Source organism: Arthrobacter sp. 10N418, from assembly GCF_056394725.1.
Genome location: NZ_JBFTIK010000007.1, coordinates 132,872 through 149,158, shown reverse-complemented (window position 1 = coordinate 149,158; position 16,287 = coordinate 132,872). Strand labels below are relative to the sequence as shown.

Annotated in this window: 20 protein-coding genes; 10 read left to right on the top strand and 10 right to left on the bottom strand. The window is 66.2% G+C overall.

Annotated elements, in window-relative coordinates; all coding sequences use genetic code 11:
- Window positions 1-170 precede the first annotated feature (170 nt).
- From AC1DCZ_RS07835 to AC1DCZ_RS07820, 4 genes are all read left to right on the top strand, one after another.
- Entirely contained in the window at window positions 171-512 is a 342-nt protein-coding gene (locus tag AC1DCZ_RS07835; RefSeq protein WP_476974076.1) for a metal-sensitive transcriptional regulator, read from the top strand.
- A 62-nt stretch (window positions 513-574) separates the two neighbouring features.
- Window positions 575-805 (top strand): heavy-metal-associated domain-containing protein, encoded by a 231-nt coding sequence (locus tag AC1DCZ_RS07830; RefSeq protein ID WP_476974075.1) that lies wholly within the window; start codon window positions 575-577, stop codon window positions 803-805.
- Between the two features lie 47 nt (window positions 806-852).
- The gene (locus tag AC1DCZ_RS07825; protein WP_476974074.1) at window positions 853-3,156 is read left to right on the top strand and encodes a heavy metal translocating P-type ATPase; all 2,304 of its coding nucleotides are present in this window, start codon (window positions 853-855) and stop codon (window positions 3,154-3,156) included.
- Between the two features lie 172 nt (window positions 3,157-3,328).
- Window positions 3,329-3,592, top strand: coding sequence for a hypothetical protein (locus tag AC1DCZ_RS07820; RefSeq protein WP_476897286.1), 264 nt, complete (start codon window positions 3,329-3,331; stop codon window positions 3,590-3,592).
- Window positions 3,593-3,658: 66 nt separating this feature from the next.
- Here AC1DCZ_RS07820 and AC1DCZ_RS07815 read toward each other — a convergent pair whose 3' ends face one another.
- Window positions 3,659-4,606 (bottom strand): EamA family transporter, encoded by a 948-nt coding sequence (locus AC1DCZ_RS07815; RefSeq protein ID WP_476974130.1) that lies wholly within the window; start codon window positions 4,604-4,606, stop codon window positions 3,659-3,661.
- Between the two features lie 162 nt (window positions 4,607-4,768).
- Here AC1DCZ_RS07815 and AC1DCZ_RS07810 point away from each other — a divergent pair, with 162 nt between their 5' ends.
- A complete protein-coding gene (locus tag AC1DCZ_RS07810; protein ID WP_476974073.1) occupies window positions 4,769-5,311 on the top strand; it encodes a CGNR zinc finger domain-containing protein in 543 nt (180 codons plus the stop codon).
- Between the two features lie 61 nt (window positions 5,312-5,372).
- Here the strand turns inward: AC1DCZ_RS07810 and AC1DCZ_RS07805 are convergent, their stop codons facing one another.
- From AC1DCZ_RS07805 to AC1DCZ_RS07795, 3 genes are all read right to left on the bottom strand, one after another.
- A complete protein-coding gene (locus tag AC1DCZ_RS07805) occupies window positions 5,373-5,735 on the bottom strand; it encodes a hypothetical protein (protein ID WP_476896842.1) in 363 nt (120 codons plus the stop codon).
- Between the two features lie 85 nt (window positions 5,736-5,820).
- The gene (locus AC1DCZ_RS07800; RefSeq protein ID WP_476974072.1) at window positions 5,821-6,414 is read right to left on the bottom strand and encodes a hypothetical protein; all 594 of its coding nucleotides are present in this window, start codon (window positions 6,412-6,414) and stop codon (window positions 5,821-5,823) included.
- Between the two features lie 86 nt (window positions 6,415-6,500).
- Window positions 6,501-7,856 (bottom strand): MATE family efflux transporter, encoded by a 1,356-nt coding sequence (locus AC1DCZ_RS07795; protein WP_476974071.1) that lies wholly within the window; start codon window positions 7,854-7,856, stop codon window positions 6,501-6,503.
- 162 nt (window positions 7,857-8,018) lie between these two features.
- Between AC1DCZ_RS07795 and AC1DCZ_RS07790 the strand changes: the two genes are divergently transcribed.
- Together AC1DCZ_RS07790 and AC1DCZ_RS07785 are read left to right on the top strand one after the other, a co-directional pair.
- Window positions 8,019-8,453, top strand: a complete 435-nt coding sequence (locus AC1DCZ_RS07790; RefSeq protein ID WP_476974070.1) for a DoxX family protein — start codon at window positions 8,019-8,021, stop codon at window positions 8,451-8,453.
- A 118-nt stretch (window positions 8,454-8,571) separates the two neighbouring features.
- Window positions 8,572-9,573, top strand: a complete 1,002-nt coding sequence (locus tag AC1DCZ_RS07785; RefSeq protein ID WP_476974069.1) for an acyl-CoA thioesterase — start codon at window positions 8,572-8,574, stop codon at window positions 9,571-9,573.
- On the opposite strand, the gene dnaB is transcribed toward AC1DCZ_RS07785, so the two are convergent.
- On the bottom strand, window positions 9,570-10,952 hold the full coding sequence (gene dnaB / locus AC1DCZ_RS07780; RefSeq protein ID WP_476896847.1) for a replicative DNA helicase: 1,383 nt from the start codon (window positions 10,950-10,952) through the stop codon (window positions 9,570-9,572). The genes AC1DCZ_RS07785 and dnaB overlap by 4 nt on opposite strands.
- 584 nt (window positions 10,953-11,536) lie before the next feature.
- Here dnaB and AC1DCZ_RS07775 point away from each other — a divergent pair.
- Window positions 11,537-12,004 carry a hypothetical protein gene (locus AC1DCZ_RS07775; RefSeq protein WP_476974068.1) on the top strand — a complete coding sequence of 156 codons (468 nt, stop codon included), beginning with the start codon at window positions 11,537-11,539 and terminating at the stop codon, window positions 12,002-12,004.
- Window positions 12,005-12,007: 3 nt separating this feature from the next.
- The gene (locus AC1DCZ_RS07770) at window positions 12,008-12,580 is read left to right on the top strand and encodes a hypothetical protein (RefSeq protein WP_476974067.1); all 573 of its coding nucleotides are present in this window, start codon (window positions 12,008-12,010) and stop codon (window positions 12,578-12,580) included.
- Window positions 12,581-12,617: 37 nt separating this feature from the next.
- Here AC1DCZ_RS07770 and AC1DCZ_RS07765 read toward each other — a convergent pair whose 3' ends face one another.
- The 5 genes from AC1DCZ_RS07765 to rpsF all read right to left on the bottom strand — a co-directional run bounded on the left by AC1DCZ_RS07765 (window position 12,618) and on the right by rpsF (window position 15,302).
- Window positions 12,618-13,244 (bottom strand): FMN reductase, encoded by a 627-nt coding sequence (locus tag AC1DCZ_RS07765; RefSeq protein WP_476974066.1) that lies wholly within the window; start codon window positions 13,242-13,244, stop codon window positions 12,618-12,620.
- Window positions 13,245-13,517: 273 nt separating this feature from the next.
- Window positions 13,518-13,970 carry a 50S ribosomal protein L9 gene (gene rplI / locus AC1DCZ_RS07760; protein WP_476974065.1) on the bottom strand — a complete coding sequence of 151 codons (453 nt, stop codon included), beginning with the start codon at window positions 13,968-13,970 and terminating at the stop codon, window positions 13,518-13,520.
- 17 nt (window positions 13,971-13,987) lie between these two features.
- Complete coding sequence (gene rpsR / locus AC1DCZ_RS07755; protein ID WP_003800144.1) at window positions 13,988-14,227, bottom strand: 30S ribosomal protein S18; 240 nt, start codon at window positions 14,225-14,227, stop codon at window positions 13,988-13,990.
- Window positions 14,228-14,353: 126 nt separating this feature from the next.
- Window positions 14,354-14,941 carry a single-stranded DNA-binding protein gene (locus tag AC1DCZ_RS07750; protein ID WP_476896852.1) on the bottom strand — a complete coding sequence of 196 codons (588 nt, stop codon included), beginning with the start codon at window positions 14,939-14,941 and terminating at the stop codon, window positions 14,354-14,356.
- A gap of 55 nt (window positions 14,942-14,996) precedes the next feature.
- The gene (rpsF, locus tag AC1DCZ_RS07745) at window positions 14,997-15,302 is read right to left on the bottom strand and encodes a 30S ribosomal protein S6 (RefSeq protein WP_232084085.1); all 306 of its coding nucleotides are present in this window, start codon (window positions 15,300-15,302) and stop codon (window positions 14,997-14,999) included.
- 292 nt (window positions 15,303-15,594) lie between these two features.
- Here rpsF and AC1DCZ_RS07740 point away from each other — a divergent pair, with 292 nt between their 5' ends.
- Complete coding sequence (locus tag AC1DCZ_RS07740; RefSeq protein WP_476974064.1) at window positions 15,595-16,278, top strand: DUF1345 domain-containing protein; 684 nt, start codon at window positions 15,595-15,597, stop codon at window positions 16,276-16,278.
- The last annotated feature ends 9 nt before the right edge of the window (window positions 16,279-16,287 follow it).

Sequence of the window (16,287 nt, the reverse complement as noted above, 5' to 3'; positions counted from 1 at the left end):
AGCGAGCTTCACCGCTTACCCCATAGCTGCTCCGGAGTGCGTATCCCCCAATAACGCACTCCGGAGCTCTTTAACGTCCGGGGCGCTGCAGCCAGTTTACTCGGCGCCACTCTCCCCGGGCGCCCGGTGCGCTCCTTGAAACATACCCCTAGGGGGTATATGTTGGGGACATGAACGAGTCCAAAGCTCCCGCAGCGGAACCCGGGGACACCGAGCTGCATCATGGCTACTCCCCCAACAAGGACGCCTACCTGCTGCGCCTGAAGCGGATCGAAGGCCAGGTGCGCGGCATCGCCAGGATGGTCGGGGAGGACAAGTACTGCATCGACATCCTGACCCAGGTCGCAGCCGTCACCAAAGCCCTCCACGCCGTCAGCCTGGGCCTCGTGGAGGATCACATCGGCCACTGCGTCGTCGGTGCGGCCTCCGAGCCCGATCCGGCATTGCGGGCGGCGGCCATCGAATTCAAGGTCAAAGAGGCAACCGACGCCATCGGCCGCCTGCTGCGGTAACTGCACCCCCACACACCACCGGGCCGGTGAACCACAGCCGGCCCAACGACAAGGAGCCAGCCATGAGCACCGTTTCCACCACCGTCAGCGTTTCCGGCATGACCTGCGGCCACTGCGTGTCCTCGGTCAGTGAAGAACTCGAGGCGCTGGCCGGCGTCGACAAGGTGGACGTCGACCTCAATGCCGGCGGAATCTCCACCGTGACCATCACCTCCAGCAATGCCCTGTCGTCGTCCGAGATCGGTGAAGCCATCGCCGAGGCGGGCTACATGGTGGTCGCCAACGAAGCGTAGGAACCGGGCCCGCCACCGGCCGGCACCCCTTGAGGACAGGAGGAACCATGAGCAACGAGCAACTGCTGGACCAGGCCCGGAGCCGGGTGATTGAACTCGATATTGAGGGCATGACGTGCGCGTCCTGCGTCAGCCGGGTCGAGCGGAAACTCGGAAAGCTCGACGGTGTCAAAGCCTCCGTCAACCTGCCCCTCGAGTCGGCCCACGTCACCGTCCCCGCGGCGATCACGGACGAACAGATCACCGCAACGGTCGCCGCAGCCGGTTACAGGGCCACGGTCCGGCCGGCCAAATACGCCGGGCCGAGGGTCGGACCTGCCGAAAGTCCGGCTGGTACAGCCGCCTCCACAACGGGAACAGCCGCCATGCTGCGCCCGCGGCTGATCGTTGCCGCAGTCCTGACCGTCCCCGTATTCCTGATCTCGATGCTCCCGGCTTTCCAGTTCGCCAACTGGGGCTGGGCGGCGGGCGCCCTCGCGTTCCCAGTGGTCAGCTGGGCGGCATGGCCGTTCCACCGGGCTGCGGCGGTCAACGCCCGGCATTTCGCCTCCACCATGGACACCCTGGTGTCGATCGGCGTGACTGCGGCGTTCGTCTTCTCGGCCTGGCAACTGCTCGCCTCGCCCATGCTGACGGCCGACCCGGGCATGGCAGGCACGGAGCCGGGGGCCGGCGGCCTCTACTTCGAGGTCGCGTCGGTCGTCACCACGTTCTTGCTGCTGGGCCGCTATCTTGAGGCCAGTGCCAAGCGGAAGGCCGGCAACGCCCTCAAGGCACTGCTGGATCTCGGCGCAAAGGACGCCACTGTTCTCCGGGACGGCGGCGAGTACAAGATCCCTGCGGCCCAGCTCGGGGTGGGAGACGTGCTTGTGGTCCGTCCAGGGGAGAAGATCGCCACCGACGGCGTCGTCATCGAAGGCGCGTCGGCCGTGGACGCCTCCCTTGTCACCGGCGAATCCGTGCCGGTCGAAGTCGGGCCGGACAGCCCTGTCATTGGCGCCACCATCAACACCTCCGGCCGGCTCCTGGTCCGCGCCACGCGCGTCGGCGCCGAGACCACCCTGGCCCAGATGGGCCGGCTCGTCTCCCAAGCCCAGACCGGAAAGGCCCCTATCGCGCGCCTCGCGGACCGCATCAGCGCCGTCTTCGTGCCCGTGGTGCTGGCGATCTCCGTGGTCACCTTCGGCGCATGGCTGCTCACGGCCGGACCGGTCATCACCGACGCCGGACTCCGCGCCGCCTTCACGGCCGCCGTTGCCGTCCTGGTCATCGCCTGCCCCTGCGCCCTGGGCCTGGCCACTCCCGTGGGGATCCTCACCGGAACCGGCCGGGGAGCCGAGCTGGGAATCCTGATCAAAGGCCCCCAGGTCCTCGAAGACACGCGGACGGTGGACACTATCCTGCTGGACAAGACCGGCACGGTCACCACCGGCCACCTCGCCGTGGACACTACGCAGGCGTTCGGCACGTTCGGCCAGGACGAGGTCCTGCGGCTTGCCGGGGCCGTGGAGTCCGCCTCCGAGCACCCGATCGCCCACGCCATCACGGCGGCGCCCCGGTCCCCGGGAAGCCGGCCCGACGACGGCGGCCGCCTCCCCGTCGTCGCCGGCTTCCGCTCCGCCCCCGGCGGCGGTGTCCAGGGCACCGTGGAAGGACACCTCGTCACCGCGGGCCGCACAGGCTGGCTGCAGGAGAACGGCGTCACGCTGTCCGCGGGGCAGCAGGCTGCCTTCCGCGCAGCAGAGGACTCCGGGGCCACAGCGATCTGGGTTGCCGTGGACGGGGAAGCCGCGGGCATCATCACCCTCCGGGACACGCTCAAGCCCGGCTCGGCGGCCGCGATTGGCCGCCTCCGCCGGCTTGGGCTCCGGCCGATCCTGCTCACCGGAGACAACGCCGCAGTGGCCGCCCGGGTGGCCGCCGCCGTCGGGATCGCACCTGTTGATGTCTTCGCCGGCGTGCTGCCGGAGGCCAAGGTGGAGGCTGTACGGAAGTTCCAGGCGGCTGGCGCCATTGTGGCGATGGCCGGCGACGGCGTAAACGACGCCGCGGCGCTGGCCCAGGCCGATCTGGGGATCGCGATGGGCTCGGGCACGGATGTCGCCATCGAGGCAGCCGATCTGACAGTCATGGGCAATGAGCTCGGACAGGTGGCGCAGGCCATCGAACTGTCCCGCCGCACCCTGTCGACCATCAAGACGAACCTGTTCTGGGCCTTCTTCTACAACGCTGTGGGCATCCCCGTGGCCGCCCTGGGGCTGCTGAATCCGATGGTCGCGGGCGCCGCGATGGCCGCCAGCTCCGTGCTCGTGGTGCTTAACTCGCTGCGGCTGCGCAGTTTCGGCAAGTAGCCACCGCTTCTCCATTTGTCGACTGTCCGGCATCTTCGGGATGGGCAGGGGTGCCCATCGACACTTTTTTGCCGGGCACGGTAGCTTGGGGGCAATGGATCTTCCGGAGACGCCGGAGGCCGCTGGGGATGCCGACCTCGTTCGGGTCCGTTGACATTGAAGGAGTTATCGAATGGCTATTTGGGGTGCAGACATTGCGCAGCTGAAGACCTTGGGGACCAAGCTCCAGGCGGGCTCGTCGGAGATCGACAAGCAGAAGTCGCTGCTGACCAAGGTCCTTGCGGGCACGGAATGGCGGGGCCCGGATGCGGATAAGTTCCGCAGCGAGTGGAACGGCCAGCACGTCGCGGCGCTGGCGAAGGTCTCCCAGGCGCTGCAGGAGGCCAGCCGGCTGGCCGGCCGCAATGCCACCGAACAGGAAAGCGCCTCCCGCTGAGCGCCCCCGCACATTCTCAGGACCGGCCCGGACGCAGCAGCGTCCGGGCCGTTCCTGTGTAAGCCGTTAAGGCACGGGTTCGACGTCGTTCGCGTGATCCAGCGAAGCCGGCACAACCGCCGTGCGCAGTTCATCCACGCGGACCAGCACCACCCCGCCGACAATCAGGAGCCCGCCCACAAGCTGGATGGGTCCCGGCAGTTCGCCGAGCAGGATCCAGGCCCAGAGGACGGCAAAGAGCACTTCCGTCAGCGACACGAACGACGCCACCTTCGATCCCAAGGCCCGCGCCGCCACAATGCCGGAGACATAGGCAACGACAGTGGCAAGGACAACGAGCCCGCCCAGCGCCACCCACCAGGGCGCCACCCACGGGCCCAGCCTGGTATCGGCCGCGCTGAACGCCATCGGCAGCAGCCCGGTGGCAGCCGCGAGCCACATGACGACGGCGCCGACCATCAGGCCTCCGGATGCCAGGACCATCGGCGGGAGCGTGTCATTTTGCCTCGCTGTGATGAAGAAATAGACGGCGAGACACACCGCAGCAGCGATCCCCCACAACACGCCGATCAGGTCGATCGTCACGGCACCTGTGAGGTCCAGGACCAGGACCAGCCCGCCCAGGGACAGGAGGGTGCCCGCGATGGTGAGCGGCCTGGGCCGTTTCCTGCTCGCCGCCCAGAGCCAGAGCACGATCAGAACGGGCGCAAGGTACTCCAGCAGGAGTGCGACGCCGACCGATAGCCGGGACACAGCGTTGAAGTAGAACAGCTGGCAGGCCGCGACGCCAACAAGGCCGAAGAGGACGATGGTCAGCCGGTTGTCCTTGAGCTGGTGCCAACGCCCTCGCAGTGCCCGGACGGCCGGGACCGCCAGGATGAGTGCAGCGCCGGTCAGGCGGGCGGTCACCGCGGCGCCGGGGGTCCAGCCGGACTCCAGAAGTGCCTTGGCAAACGAGCCGGACAGCCCGAACACGGCAGAGGAAAACAGGGCGACACCCAGACCGGAAGCCATGAAGCCGGACGCGGCCTGGACCTGCGTGGCGCCCGGCCTTGCGGCAAGATCAGCAACCTGGGCTTCGGTGTGGTGGCGTGCGGCAGACACGGGCTGCCTCCTGTCAGGAGTAAAGTGGGTTTATGGTCATGACAGTACGCCCGGGCAAGGTAAGGAGTCAAGATGGTTTTTGCCCCTGACACGGAAATTGCCTTGCGTTCGGTGGTGAACCTGATCAACACCGCGGCCAACGGTGAAGAGCATCTGGCCACGGTGGACGACCTGGACCGTTTTCTTGCGGCCGAGGGATTCTCGGGCTGGCGGGCGCGGGATGTGGACGAACTGGCCAGCGTGCACCGGCTCCGGGAACAGCTCGCCAGGCTCTGGCTCGCCGATGAGAACAGTGCCGTGGAGACCGTCAACCGGCTGCTCAGGGACGCCCGCGCGCTCCCCCAGCTGGTCAAGCATGACGAGTGGGACTGGCATCTGCATGCCACCACGCCGGAGGCTCCGCTGGCGGACAGGATGAGCACCGAGGCGGCAATGGCTCTCGTCGACGTCATCCGCAGCAAGGAGATGGACCGCCTGCTGGTGTGCGCAGCCGACGACTGCGACGCCGTCGTGCTGGACCTCAGCCGCAACCGCTCGAAGCGGTACTGCGACATCGGCAACTGCGCCAACCGCGCACATGTAGCCGCCTACCGGGCCCGGAAAGCCGCTTCGTAACGACGCACGCTACTAGCGGCGGCTACCGGCGGCGGCAGGCCCCGGCGGCGGACAGGCCGGACTAGCGCGCGTCGTCGGGAGTCCCGTCAGGGGCGCCGTCAGCTCCGGTGCCGCGCTGCGCGGAGTAGCCGCCGTGACCGGAAGACGGGCGCTTGGAGCTCAGGTTGACCCCGGATCCCTTGCCCAGGTGCTCGGCGTTGTCCTTGTAGCTCATCGAGAGCATGGCGGCGATTACGAGCGTCACGATGAATGCGATACCAGCGCCGGTGAAGGCGAGGTCGAACCGGGGCGAGCGTGAGCTGCCGCCCGAGGCGAAGATCAGGACGCCGAAAAAGGCGAGCACTGCCCAGAACGCGGAGAACATGAGCGGTCCCTTGACCGAGGTCCGCAGGCTGCGCGGTTCTCCGGATTTCTGCTGTGCCAAGGTACATTCCTCCTGCAGCCAGCGCCCGGCAGGCGTGGCAGTAATGATGCCGCAATTGTTCTACGCAGGGTAGAACCTGTCGGTACTAGTTTACGGCCTCCACGGATTCGCCCCGCCCATCGTGCCGCAGGGTCAGTCCGGCGAGCATCCACAGCACGCCGCCGATGATGGCGCCGCCGCCCATGACGCCCAGGAGCGCGTGCGCCCTCAGGCCGATGAAGAACGGCAGCGCTATCGCAGTGCCGAGTCCGATCACGCCGGAGTAGATCCAGTCACGCGCCAGCACGGAACGGCCGCGGCCGGCGATGCCCGCACAGACCTCGGCCGCGCCCGCAACGCCCAAACCCACGGCCCCTATGGTTCCGAAGACAAGGGCGCCGGGGATCAAAGCCGCTGCCGCGCCGGCTCCCGCCAGAACGGCACCGCCGGCGGCGAGGGCCCGGCCCGGGAACGCCCCGGGGTGGAGTCCGGCCTTTTTGAGGCTCCAGATCAGCACCACGCCGGTGGCCAGCAGGTAGAGTCCGCCGGACCAGCCCATTCCCGCCTCGGAGGGAGCGGCCCAGAACACCGTCACGGCACCGAATACCAGCGCAACGGTGGCGCGGACAAGCACGGGCTTCCAGAGGTCCGTCGCGGCGGGCAGGACAGGGGACGCGTCAGGGGCTGCGGGAAGAGTCACCCGTCCAGTTTAGTGTGCGGCGGATCCGGTGCGGGCCGCCCGTCGGCACCCGAAGCCAGCGGATCCGACTCCAGCACGCGCCCCGGTCAATGGGAACCAAGCACCATCCACCGGTCTGTTCGGGCCCGGAGGCCCAGTGTGAGCGCCCTGGCCAGCATGTAACCGAGCGAGAATGCCGCCCACAGCCACAGCAGCCCCGCGCCTCCCTCGGCGCCGGAGAGGCGGACAGCCAGCAGCAGCGGCAGGTAGACGGCCAGGTTGACGACCCCGGCGATGGCCAGGTAGCGCGCATCGCCGGCGCCGATCAGGACGCCATCGAGGACGAAGACATATCCGGCGATCGGCTGGCCGGCGGCGAGGACCCAGAGTGCGAGCGTCAGCGCAGACCCGACCCCGGCGTCGGAAGTGAACACCGGCCCGACCCACGGGGCCGCCAGTGCCAGAAGGAGTCCGGCGAGGGCCCCAAAGCCGACGCCCCAACGGATCATGGTGCGCGTCAGCGCCCGGGCCATGTCCGGATGGGCGGCGCCCAACTCCTTACCGATCAGCGCCTGGGCGGCCACCGCGAGGGCATCCAAGGCGAACGCGAGGAACGTGAAGATGGTCATGGCGAGCTGGTGGGCGGCCAGGTTGACGGGCCCCTGGGCGGTGACGACGGCGACCGTGGCGAGGATCGCAATGCGCAGGCTGAGCGTCCGCAGCATCAGCCATGAACCGACCTTCGTCATGGCGCGGATGCCGCTCCAATCCGGCAGCAGGGAAACGTTGTGGCGCCGGGCGTTGCGCTGGACCATCACGACATAGACGAGCGCCATGGCCCACTGGGCGATGCTGGTGCCGCCGGCGGACCCGGTAACGGACCAGTGGAATCCGTAGACCAGAACCAGGTTCAGCACGATGTTCAGCGTGAAACCGGCAGCAGCAACGGCCAGGGGGGTCCGGGTGTCCTGGAGTCCCCGCAGCACGCCGGTCCCGGCGAAGATGAGCAGCATTGCCACCAGCCCGGGCATGGACCAGCGCAGGTAATCCACGGCGTAGACCCGCACCGTGCCGCGCGCTCCCATCAGGTCCAGGAGCGGCTCCGCGGCGAGGAACCCGGCCACGGCCAGGACGGTTCCCAACAGGAGGGCCAGCCAGACGCCGTCGCGCCCGGCCGCGAGGGCTTTGGGGAGCTGGCCGGTGCCGATGGCCCGGGCGACGGCCGGCGTTGTGGAATAGGCAAGGAACACCATGAGCCCCACCGCCGTGTGAAGCACCGCGGACGCGAGTCCGACGCCGGCCAGCTGGGCTACTCCGAGATGTCCGACGATCGCCGAATCGGCGAGCAGGAACAGCGGCTCCGCGATCAGGGCGCCCAGGGCCGGCACGGCGAGGCGCAGGATTTGCCGCCTGTGGCCGGCGAAGGCAGGCAACGTCACTGGGGGCGGAGAAGATGCGTGCACGGACCAACCCTAACGGGCCGGGCAGCGCTGCACCGGCACACAACCCAACGTCATTTAGTTGACTATTCAACTAAATGACGGAAAACTCGTAGTTGAACCTACAACTTGTTTCCTTCCGGGGCCCTGCCCCGGCAGTACCCCGACTCCTGGACGGCACATCACATGAATCAGCCCGCACTCACCACCTCGGCGCGCACCATCCTGCGCGTGATCACCGGATTCCTGTTCGCTGCCCACGGCTGGCAGAAATTCAACGAATTCACCATCGCCGGAACCCAGGCCGCGTTCTCACAGATGGGCGTTCCGGCCGCCCAAGTGGCGGCGCCGGTCATCGCCACGCTCGAACTGCTCGGCGGGCTCGCGCTGATCCTGGGTGTGCTCACCCGGGTCTTCGCCGTGCTTCTCGCCGCGGACATGCTGGGGGCCTTGTTCCTGGTCCACGCCTCCGCCGGCGTCTTCGTCGCAACCGGAGGCTACGAACTCGTACTGCTGCTGGCCGCCGCAGCCCTGGCCGTTGCACTCGTCGGCGCCGGAACGTTGTCCGCAGACCGCGCGCTCTTCGGCCGCGCCACTTCCAAGCTCAGGATCCTTGCCTAGCCGCCGGCTTCAGCGACTCTGCTGACCCGGACGCCGTCCCGGACCGCATATGGCGGCCGGGGCGGCGTTTGTGTCCTTCCCCGCCACGCCGCGCGCGGCGTGTCAGTAAACTCACAGCATGAGTGAGACCTCCGCCAATTCCGTGACCCTGCGCTTCCTGGCGGCCCCCACCGACGTCGGCCACAGCGGGTCGGTCGATGCCGGCACAGTGCTGGAGTGGGTGGACAAGGCCGCCTATGCCGCGGCTGTCGGCTGGGCCAAGTCCTATTGCGTCACCGCGTACGTAGGGAACATCCACTTTGCCGATCCGGTCAACAGCGGCGACATGGTCGAGGTCACGGCAACGATCGTCTACACAGGTCGCTCATCGATGCATATCCGCACCGTGGTCTCCTCCAGCGATCCGAAGGGAGGCCCGGCCACCATGCGCAGCCAATGCATGGTGATCTTCGTGGCAGTAGCTGAGGACGGCAGGCCCATTCCGGTGCCGCAGTTTGAACCGACCACTGCCGGGGAGATCGAGCAGCGGGACCATGCGCTGGCGCGGATCAAGGTCCGCGAGGACATCGTCAAGGCCATGAGCAGCCAGGAATATACCGGCGCCGGCACCGCCGAGCGCGTGGTCCTGCGGTTCATGGCCGCCCCGACGGACGTCAACTGGGGTGGAAAGGTCCACGGCGGAATTGTCATGAAATGGATCGACGAGGCCGCCTACGTGTGCGCCTCGCGCTATTGCGGGAGGGACACGGTGGCCGTCTTTTCCGGCGGCGTCCGGTTCTACCGGCCGCTGCTGATCGGCCATGTGGTGGAGGTCGAGGCGCGGCTGGTCTACACCGGCACCAAGGGCATGCACATCGCCGTCCACGTCCGATCAGGCGATCCAAAGGGTCGCCAACTTGACCTCACCACGTACTGCCTGACCGTGATGGTGGCCCGCGATGCGGGCGGCAACTCGATCCCGATCCCGCAATGGGTTCCGGTATCGGAGGAGGACAAGCGGCTGCATGCCCACGCCCGCGAGCTGCTGGAAATCCGCGGCCGGGCGCCAGGGAACAGATTGCCCACCCACCTGCTGGCGGCGGGCAGACACCAGCCTGGTTCGCTACCGGGGATCGGCTAGAAGCCGCCGCCACCGGCGTCGGCTGCCATGTTGGCAAACCGCGAGTAATGGCCCTGGAAAGCCACCACAATGTCCTTTGTCGGGCCGTTGCGGTGCTTGGCGATCAGGATGTCGGCCTCACCGGCACGGGGCGATTCTTTGTCATAGACGTCCTCACGGTGCAGCAGGATCACCATGTCGGCGTCCTGCTCGATGGAACCGGATTCGCGGAGGTCCGAGACCATGGGCCGCTTGTCCTGGCGCTGTTCCGAACCACGGTTCAGCTGCGAGAGCGCAATGACGGGCACCTGGAGTTCCTTGGCCAGCAGCTTCAGCGCACGGGAGAATTCGGAGACTTCCTGCTGCCGTGACTCGACTTTCTTACCCGAGCTCATCAGCTGCAGGTAGTCAAGGATCACCAGTTTGAGGTCGTGCTGCTGCTTCAGGCGGCGGCACTTGGCCCGGATTTCCATCAGGGACATGTTGGGGCTGTCGTCGATGAACAGCGGGGCATCATTCATGCGGCCCATCGTCGTGGCGATTTTCGACCACTGCTCGTCCTTGATGGTGCCCTTGCGCAGATCCTGGAGGCCGATCGTGGCCTCTGCGGACAGCAGGCGCATCGCGATCTCGTTCCGGCCCATTTCCAGCGAGAACATGACGGTGGCGAGGTTGTTCTTGATCGCGGCGGAGCGGGCGAAGTCGAGCGCGAACGTGGACTTTCCGACGGCGGGACGGGCGGCAATGACGATCATCTGCCCCGGATGCAGGCCGTGCGTCAGCTCGTCGAGCTCGTAGAAGCCCGTAGGGACGCCCACCATGCCCTCGCCGCGGTGGCCGGATGCTTCGATCTCGTCCACTGTGGCCTCCATGACGTCCTTGAGGACCACGTAGTCTTCAGCGGTGCGGCGTTCTGCTACGGCGTAGACCTCGGCCTGGGCCTGGTTGACCAGGTCCTCGACCTCGCCGTCCTGTCCGTAGCCGAGCTGGACGATTTTGGTGCCGGCGTTGACGAGGCGGCGCAGGATCGCACGCTCTGCGACAATTTCGGCGTAGTACCCGGCGTTGGCAGCGGTGGGGACGGTCTGGATGAGCTCGTGCAGGTAGGCGGGGCCGCCGATCCTGTTGATTTCACCGCGCTTGGTCAGTTCATCCGAGACGGTTACGGCGTCGGCCGGCTCGCCGCGGCCGTAGAGGTCGATGATGGCCTCGTAGATGGTCTCATGGGCCGGCCGGTAGAAGTCCTGGCCGCGGAGGATTTCGACGACATCGGCGATGGCGTCCTTGGAGAGCATCATGCCGCCCAGCACAGACTGCTCGGCGGGGATGTCCTGCGGCGGCTTGCGGCTGCCTTCGGATCCCCGCGTGCCCTCGATCGAGTCCAGATGCGTAACTGACAAAACTGCCGTCCTCCATTGTGTGCCGCGGCGGATCACTCTTCGCCGCAGCGCGTAAGCCATGTGCCTTGGTGGCCATTAGCGTCAAACCAGGCCCACCGTCCGCCTAATTACTATCAGCCGGCACCGACAGGATCCGGCCGCGCTGTGTGAAATCATCGTGCAGCTACGAGCGCATTTCCGTATCCGGAGCTCGATACCCAGCTACGCTATCCCCCGAGTCCGCTGACACCAACCCGGTCGGCGCGCCCCCTTGTGGATAACCTGTGCACTAGTGCGTGCTGCTTGTGCACAGCCTGTGGGAACACCTGTGGATAGAAAAATAATTCACCGCGAAATCCGCGGTTGACCTGCGGATACACACGATCGACCTTGTGGACACAAAACTATTTTGGCAGACGTTCATCCACAGCCTCTGGCGCGAAGCTGGGGATACCGGCGCGGATCGCGGCCACATCTTCTGCGAAATTGCCGCATTTTATGACCGTCATCACGGGCGGCGGGCAATATTGACTACTGGCGTGTACCGCTGTATGGCATCATCGGAACATGCTGTGGATAACTGCTATCGGGCATAAGCTCTAGTCATGGGCGATGTACTGCTGGTCATCTTTCCTGCCCTCGTTCTGACGGCAGTTCTGTGGGGGTTCGCCACGGCACTCAAGCCACGGGATTTTGGCATCTCGGACGCTGAGCGGTATCAACAGGAACTGGCTGTGCGGTCCCAGGCCCACTACGCAGCACAGGTCCAGGCCGCAACGGCAGCGCGGGCCCGCGTCGATGCGGCCACACGGCCCAGCCAGAACGAACAACAGCAGTCACAGCAAGCGGATCATGCCCGTGCGGCCCTGCGGGCCCAGGGCGCCTCCTCGCCTGCTGCAGGGCAGCCCGGCTACCAGGGCGCGGTATTGCCCGGCGGGACGCTGAACCCCCAGTTCGCCCTCCAACTTCAGTCGCTGGCGCGGAGCGGCAAGAAACTCCAGGCCATCAGGCTGCTGCGCCAGGCAACCCGTTCAGATCTTTTGACCGCCAAGAATTACGTAGATCGGCTGTAGTACATGGAATCCCTGCTCATTCCCATCCTGATCCTGGCACTCGTCGCCGCCGGTGTGCTGATGGCGGCCAGGGCCTGGGGCCGCCGTCGCGACCGGCCACGGACCGAAGCCATGCCGGAACCGGGGCGGGACCCCGGCGAGCTCGCCCGCACCGCGGCGGCCAAACTGAACCAGGAGCAGCACCGCCGCCTGTACGCGTTGATCGCCCAGGGACAGGCCATGGCCGCCATCAAGCTCTACTTCGAGGCCACCGGGGAGGGCCTGCGCGCCTCCCGCGACGCCGTCGGCGCCCTCGCAGCGCACCCGCAGACCTTCCGCACACCGGAGGCCCCCGAGCCCGACACGAGCGACGACGACGACACCCCGCAGCGTTTCCCCTACCGCTACCGCGCGATCGCCAGCAAGGGGGATGTCACCCGGGAAGTGAGCAGCAACATGCTCAACGACGAGATCTACGGCCGGATCCGCACCCTCGCCAAGAGCGGCGACACCGAGGCGGCCGCAACAGCGCTCACCCGCCACTCGGATATCTCCATTAAGCAGGCCAGGGAATTCATCGCGCTGCTCGACGACTAGGGCAGTTCATGTCGGTATCCCCGACGACAGGCCCGGGCTACTGCCCGCCCGATATCCCGGCGAGCAGCTGTTCGAAGGGCAGCGACTCCAACGCCGCCGTCTTCTGCTGCGGCTGTGCGTCCTGCAGCAGGCGGACGAACTCCCCCGACGCGCGGTCGATCCTCACCGAGAGCGGCGAGCCGCCGCCGTCGTTGTTTCCCCAGTCCTGGGCGCCGGCAAAGACCGCGGTGGCCGCGATGCGGGTGCGCAGGTAGGTGAACAGGGGCCGCATGGCGAAGTCCAGCACCATCTGATGACGGTCCGTGCCGGCTGTCGCTCCCAGCAGCACAGCCTTGCCTTCCAGGGACTTAGGGTCCAGGACATCGATGAACGACTTGAACAGACCGCTGTAGGAGGCGCTGAACACGGGGCTGACCGCAATGATGCCGTCCGAGGCGTCCACGCCGGCGATCACTTCCGCCAGCCGCGGGGCGGCGTAGCCGGCCACGAAGTTGTTGGCAATGTCCACTGCGAGGTCCCGCAGTTCCACGACGTCGATCGTCACGGCGTAGCCGGCTGCCGCGAGCTGGCGTTCGGCAGAGGCTGCCAGCTGGTCCGCCAGCAGGCGGCTCGACGACGGGACGCCGAGTCCGGCGGAGAGGACGGTGATGCGGCGGGATTCCACGGAGTGCTCCTAGTGTCAGGCATATCTAACAGTAATACATGCATTTGCATCTACCTGTAGAAGCGGGGACCGGCGTCCTTTATTCCCGCCGCATTCCCGCCGCTTCCCCCGCCCGTTGTGCTATCACGTCCGGTCCTTAAATTGTCCCCAAACGGCTCGAATGACAAACACAGGACAGCGGTCTTAACGCAGAGGGCCCCCATCTCCGGTTCCTTGAAAGGAATCCGAAGGCGGGGGCCCTCGAGCAGTTCAGGACTGCGCAGCCGGTAAGGGCTACTTGCCTGCGACTACGTCGAGTTCGATCACTGCGGCAACGTCGTCGTGAAGACGGACGTTGGCCTGGTAGGAACCGACCGACTTGATGTGTGCCGGCAGTTCAACCTTGCGCTTGTCGATGCGGCCAAGGCCAGCGGCCTCAACTGCGTCGGCCACGTCGGCCTGCTTGACGGTGCCGAACAGGCGTCCGGTCTCGCCAGCCTTGACGACGAGCTTGACCGGCTTGGCGGAGAGTGCAGCGGCCTGCTTCTGAGCGTCTTCCAAGGAAGCGTGCTCGCGGGCAACGCGGGCAGCCTTGATGGACTCAACCTGCTTCTCGCCGCCCTTGGACCAGGTCAGGGCGAAATTGCGGGGCAGCAGGTAGTTACGTGCGTAACCGTCCTTGACCTCGATAACGTCGCCAGCAGCACCGAGACCGGTTACTTCGTGGGTCAGAATGAGCTTTGCCATGTTAGTTAATCCCTTCCTTAGCCGCGGCCAGCGCCGGAGTAAGGCAGCAGAGCAACTTCGCGGGCGTTCTTGATTGCCTGGGCGATCTTGCGCTGTTCCTGCACCGTGACGCCAGTGACGCGACGGGCGCGGATCTTTCCGCGGTCGGAGATGAACTTGCGCAGCAATGCTACGTCCTTGTAGTCGATGACAGTGATGTCAGCGGCCTTCAAGGGGTTGGACTTTGGTTTGGGCTTACGGAGTTCAGCCTTAGCCATCGTGGAGCTCCTATTCGATGGAGCCCGTGGATATTGATCCACGGGATGGTGGTGATCCGACGTCGGTCTGCACCCGTCCGCCTTGCAGCGTCCCGGCGGTTCCGTCAATCGAACCTTAGATGTTGTTTAGAAGGGAGGTTCGGAGTCCGGGCCGTTGCCCCAGCCGCCACCTGCATTGCTGACACCGGGCGTGGCCCAGGGGTCATCCTGCTGTGCGGGCTGGTTGCCGCCCCAGGTTCCACCGGAGTTGCCGCCCTGGTTTCCACCAGAGCCGCCACCGAAGCCGCCACCGCTGTTGCCGCCGCCGAAGCCGCCCTGGGCGCCGCTGCCGGCACCCCCACCGCCGGAGCGCTGGGTGCGGTTGACCTTGGCATTGGCGTAGCGCAGGCTCGGGCCGATTTCATCGACCTCGAGCTCGATAACGGTGCGCTTCTCGCCTTCTTTTGTTTCGTAGGTACGGCTCTTCAGGCGACCGGAAACGATCACGCGCATGCCCTTTGTCAGGGACTCGGCGACGTTCTCGGCTGCTTCCCGCCATACCGACGCGCGGAGGAACAGGGTTTCCCCATCCTTCCACTCGTTGGACTGGCGGTCGAAGGTGCGGGGCGTAGAAGCGATGGTGAAATTCGCTACTGCCGAACCTGACGGTGTGAACCTCAGTTCGGGGTCATTGGTGAGATTACCGATGACCGTAATAGTGGTTTCGCCTGCCATCTACTGCCTCCTTGTTCGTTCCTGCGGGGATGAAGAGTGAAAATCGAAGCTGAAATTACTCAGCAACAACTTTCTGTACTTCGGGGCGGGTGATCTTGGTGCGCATGATGGTCTCATTGAGACTCAGCTGGCGGTCAAGTTCCTTGGCGGTAGCCGGCTCAGCGGTGAAGTTCACCACGGCGTAGATACCTTCAGACTTCTTCTGGATTTCGTAAGCCAGGCGACGACGGCCCCAGATGTCAACCTTTTCGATGGTTCCACCATCGTTGGTGATGACACTCAGGAACTTCTGAAGCGTTGGCTCAACGGTACGCTCTTCGACCTCGGGGTCGATGATTACCATCAATTCATAAGGACGCATATGTGAACCCACCTCCTTTGGGCTAAGCGGTTACGGCATTTCCGTAACAGGAGGTTCATTTGCGGTGCCGCGCGTTGCCCGGCCACCGGAACGGGGACAGGGCGCAGCACAGACTTCAATATCCTAGTGCATCCGGGCCCATTTCGGCGATTCCGTGCCTGTCCACGGTAGGCGCCGCCGCCGACGGGCGGGAAGCTGCGCAGGCCTCCATGTGGATAACCCGGACCGGCGTGTCCGGAGCACGGATGTCCGGTGCGCGGGACACGGGCCCGCTCTGTGCCATGATCGGGGAATGAACTCCGGATCACCGCGCCTTGGCACCGTCCGCACCCGGCGGAGCCGCCTGCGTTTTGCCGTGATGCTGCTCGCAGGGGTGCTGGCAGCAACGGCGGCGGCCCTGAGCGGTCACTTGGTGCAGGCTCCGGCGATTGGCTGGAGCAGCGCCGCCTTGACGTACATGGTCTGGGTCTGGCTGGTGATCGGGCGGCTGGAACCCCCGGCGACCCGGTCCCACGCCACTGCCGAGGACCCGTCCCGCAGCACCACTGACCTGCTGATCCTGGGCGCTAACGTCGCCAGCCTGGCCGCGGTGGCGGCCGTCGTCGTCGACTCCCACAGCAATACCGACGGCGCGTCCCGGCTCGGCGGCGGGCTGCTGGCGCTGGCCTCGGTGGCCCTGTCGTGGATGCTGGTCCAGACCCTCTTCACGCTCCGCTACGCCCAGCTCTACTACAGCACCGGCCCGAAGGCCGGCGCCGAGGTCGGCGGCATCGACTTCAACCAGACCCGGCCGCCGCAGTACACCGACTTCGCCTATCTGGCCACGAGTCTCGGAATGACGTACCAGGTCTCGGACACCGCCCTGAAAAACCATGGCATCCGTGCGGAGGCACTTAAGCACAGCCTGCTGTCCTACGTCTTCGGCACAGTCATCCTGGCCGCAACCATCAACCTCGTGATTGGACTGACCGCCTAGGGCTCGCGC

Excerpts from the sequence above, each read along its gene's own strand:
- AC1DCZ_RS07835 (WP_476974076.1), top strand. The coding sequence starts at position 171 with ATGAACGAGTCCAAAGCTCCCGCAGCGGAACCCGGGGACACCGAGCTG.
- AC1DCZ_RS07830 (WP_476974075.1), top strand. The coding sequence starts at position 575 with ATGAGCACCGTTTCCACCACCGTCAGCGTTTCCGGCATGACCTGCGGC.
- AC1DCZ_RS07825 (WP_476974074.1), top strand. The coding sequence starts at position 853 with ATGAGCAACGAGCAACTGCTGGACCAGGCCCGGAGCCGGGTGATTGAA.
- AC1DCZ_RS07820 (WP_476897286.1), top strand. The coding sequence starts at position 3,329 with ATGGCTATTTGGGGTGCAGACATTGCGCAGCTGAAGACCTTGGGGACC.
- AC1DCZ_RS07815 (WP_476974130.1), bottom strand. The coding sequence starts at position 4,606 with ATGGCTTCCGGTCTGGGTGTCGCCCTGTTTTCCTCTGCCGTGTTCGGG.
- AC1DCZ_RS07810 (WP_476974073.1), top strand. The coding sequence starts at position 4,769 with ATGGTTTTTGCCCCTGACACGGAAATTGCCTTGCGTTCGGTGGTGAAC.
- AC1DCZ_RS07790 (WP_476974070.1), top strand. The coding sequence starts at position 8,019 with ATGAATCAGCCCGCACTCACCACCTCGGCGCGCACCATCCTGCGCGTG.
- AC1DCZ_RS07785 (WP_476974069.1), top strand. The coding sequence starts at position 8,572 with ATGAGTGAGACCTCCGCCAATTCCGTGACCCTGCGCTTCCTGGCGGCC.
- AC1DCZ_RS07775 (WP_476974068.1), top strand. The coding sequence starts at position 11,537 with ATGGGCGATGTACTGCTGGTCATCTTTCCTGCCCTCGTTCTGACGGCA.
- AC1DCZ_RS07770 (WP_476974067.1), top strand. The coding sequence starts at position 12,008 with ATGGAATCCCTGCTCATTCCCATCCTGATCCTGGCACTCGTCGCCGCC.
- rplI (WP_476974065.1), bottom strand. The coding sequence starts at position 13,970 with ATGGCAAAGCTCATTCTGACCCACGAAGTAACCGGTCTCGGTGCTGCT.
- rpsR (WP_003800144.1), bottom strand. The coding sequence starts at position 14,227 with ATGGCTAAGGCTGAACTCCGTAAGCCCAAACCAAAGTCCAACCCCTTG.
- AC1DCZ_RS07750 (WP_476896852.1), bottom strand. The coding sequence starts at position 14,941 with ATGGCAGGCGAAACCACTATTACGGTCATCGGTAATCTCACCAATGAC.
- rpsF (WP_232084085.1), bottom strand. The coding sequence starts at position 15,302 with ATGCGTCCTTATGAATTGATGGTAATCATCGACCCCGAGGTCGAAGAG.
- AC1DCZ_RS07740 (WP_476974064.1), top strand. The coding sequence starts at position 15,595 with ATGAACTCCGGATCACCGCGCCTTGGCACCGTCCGCACCCGGCGGAGC.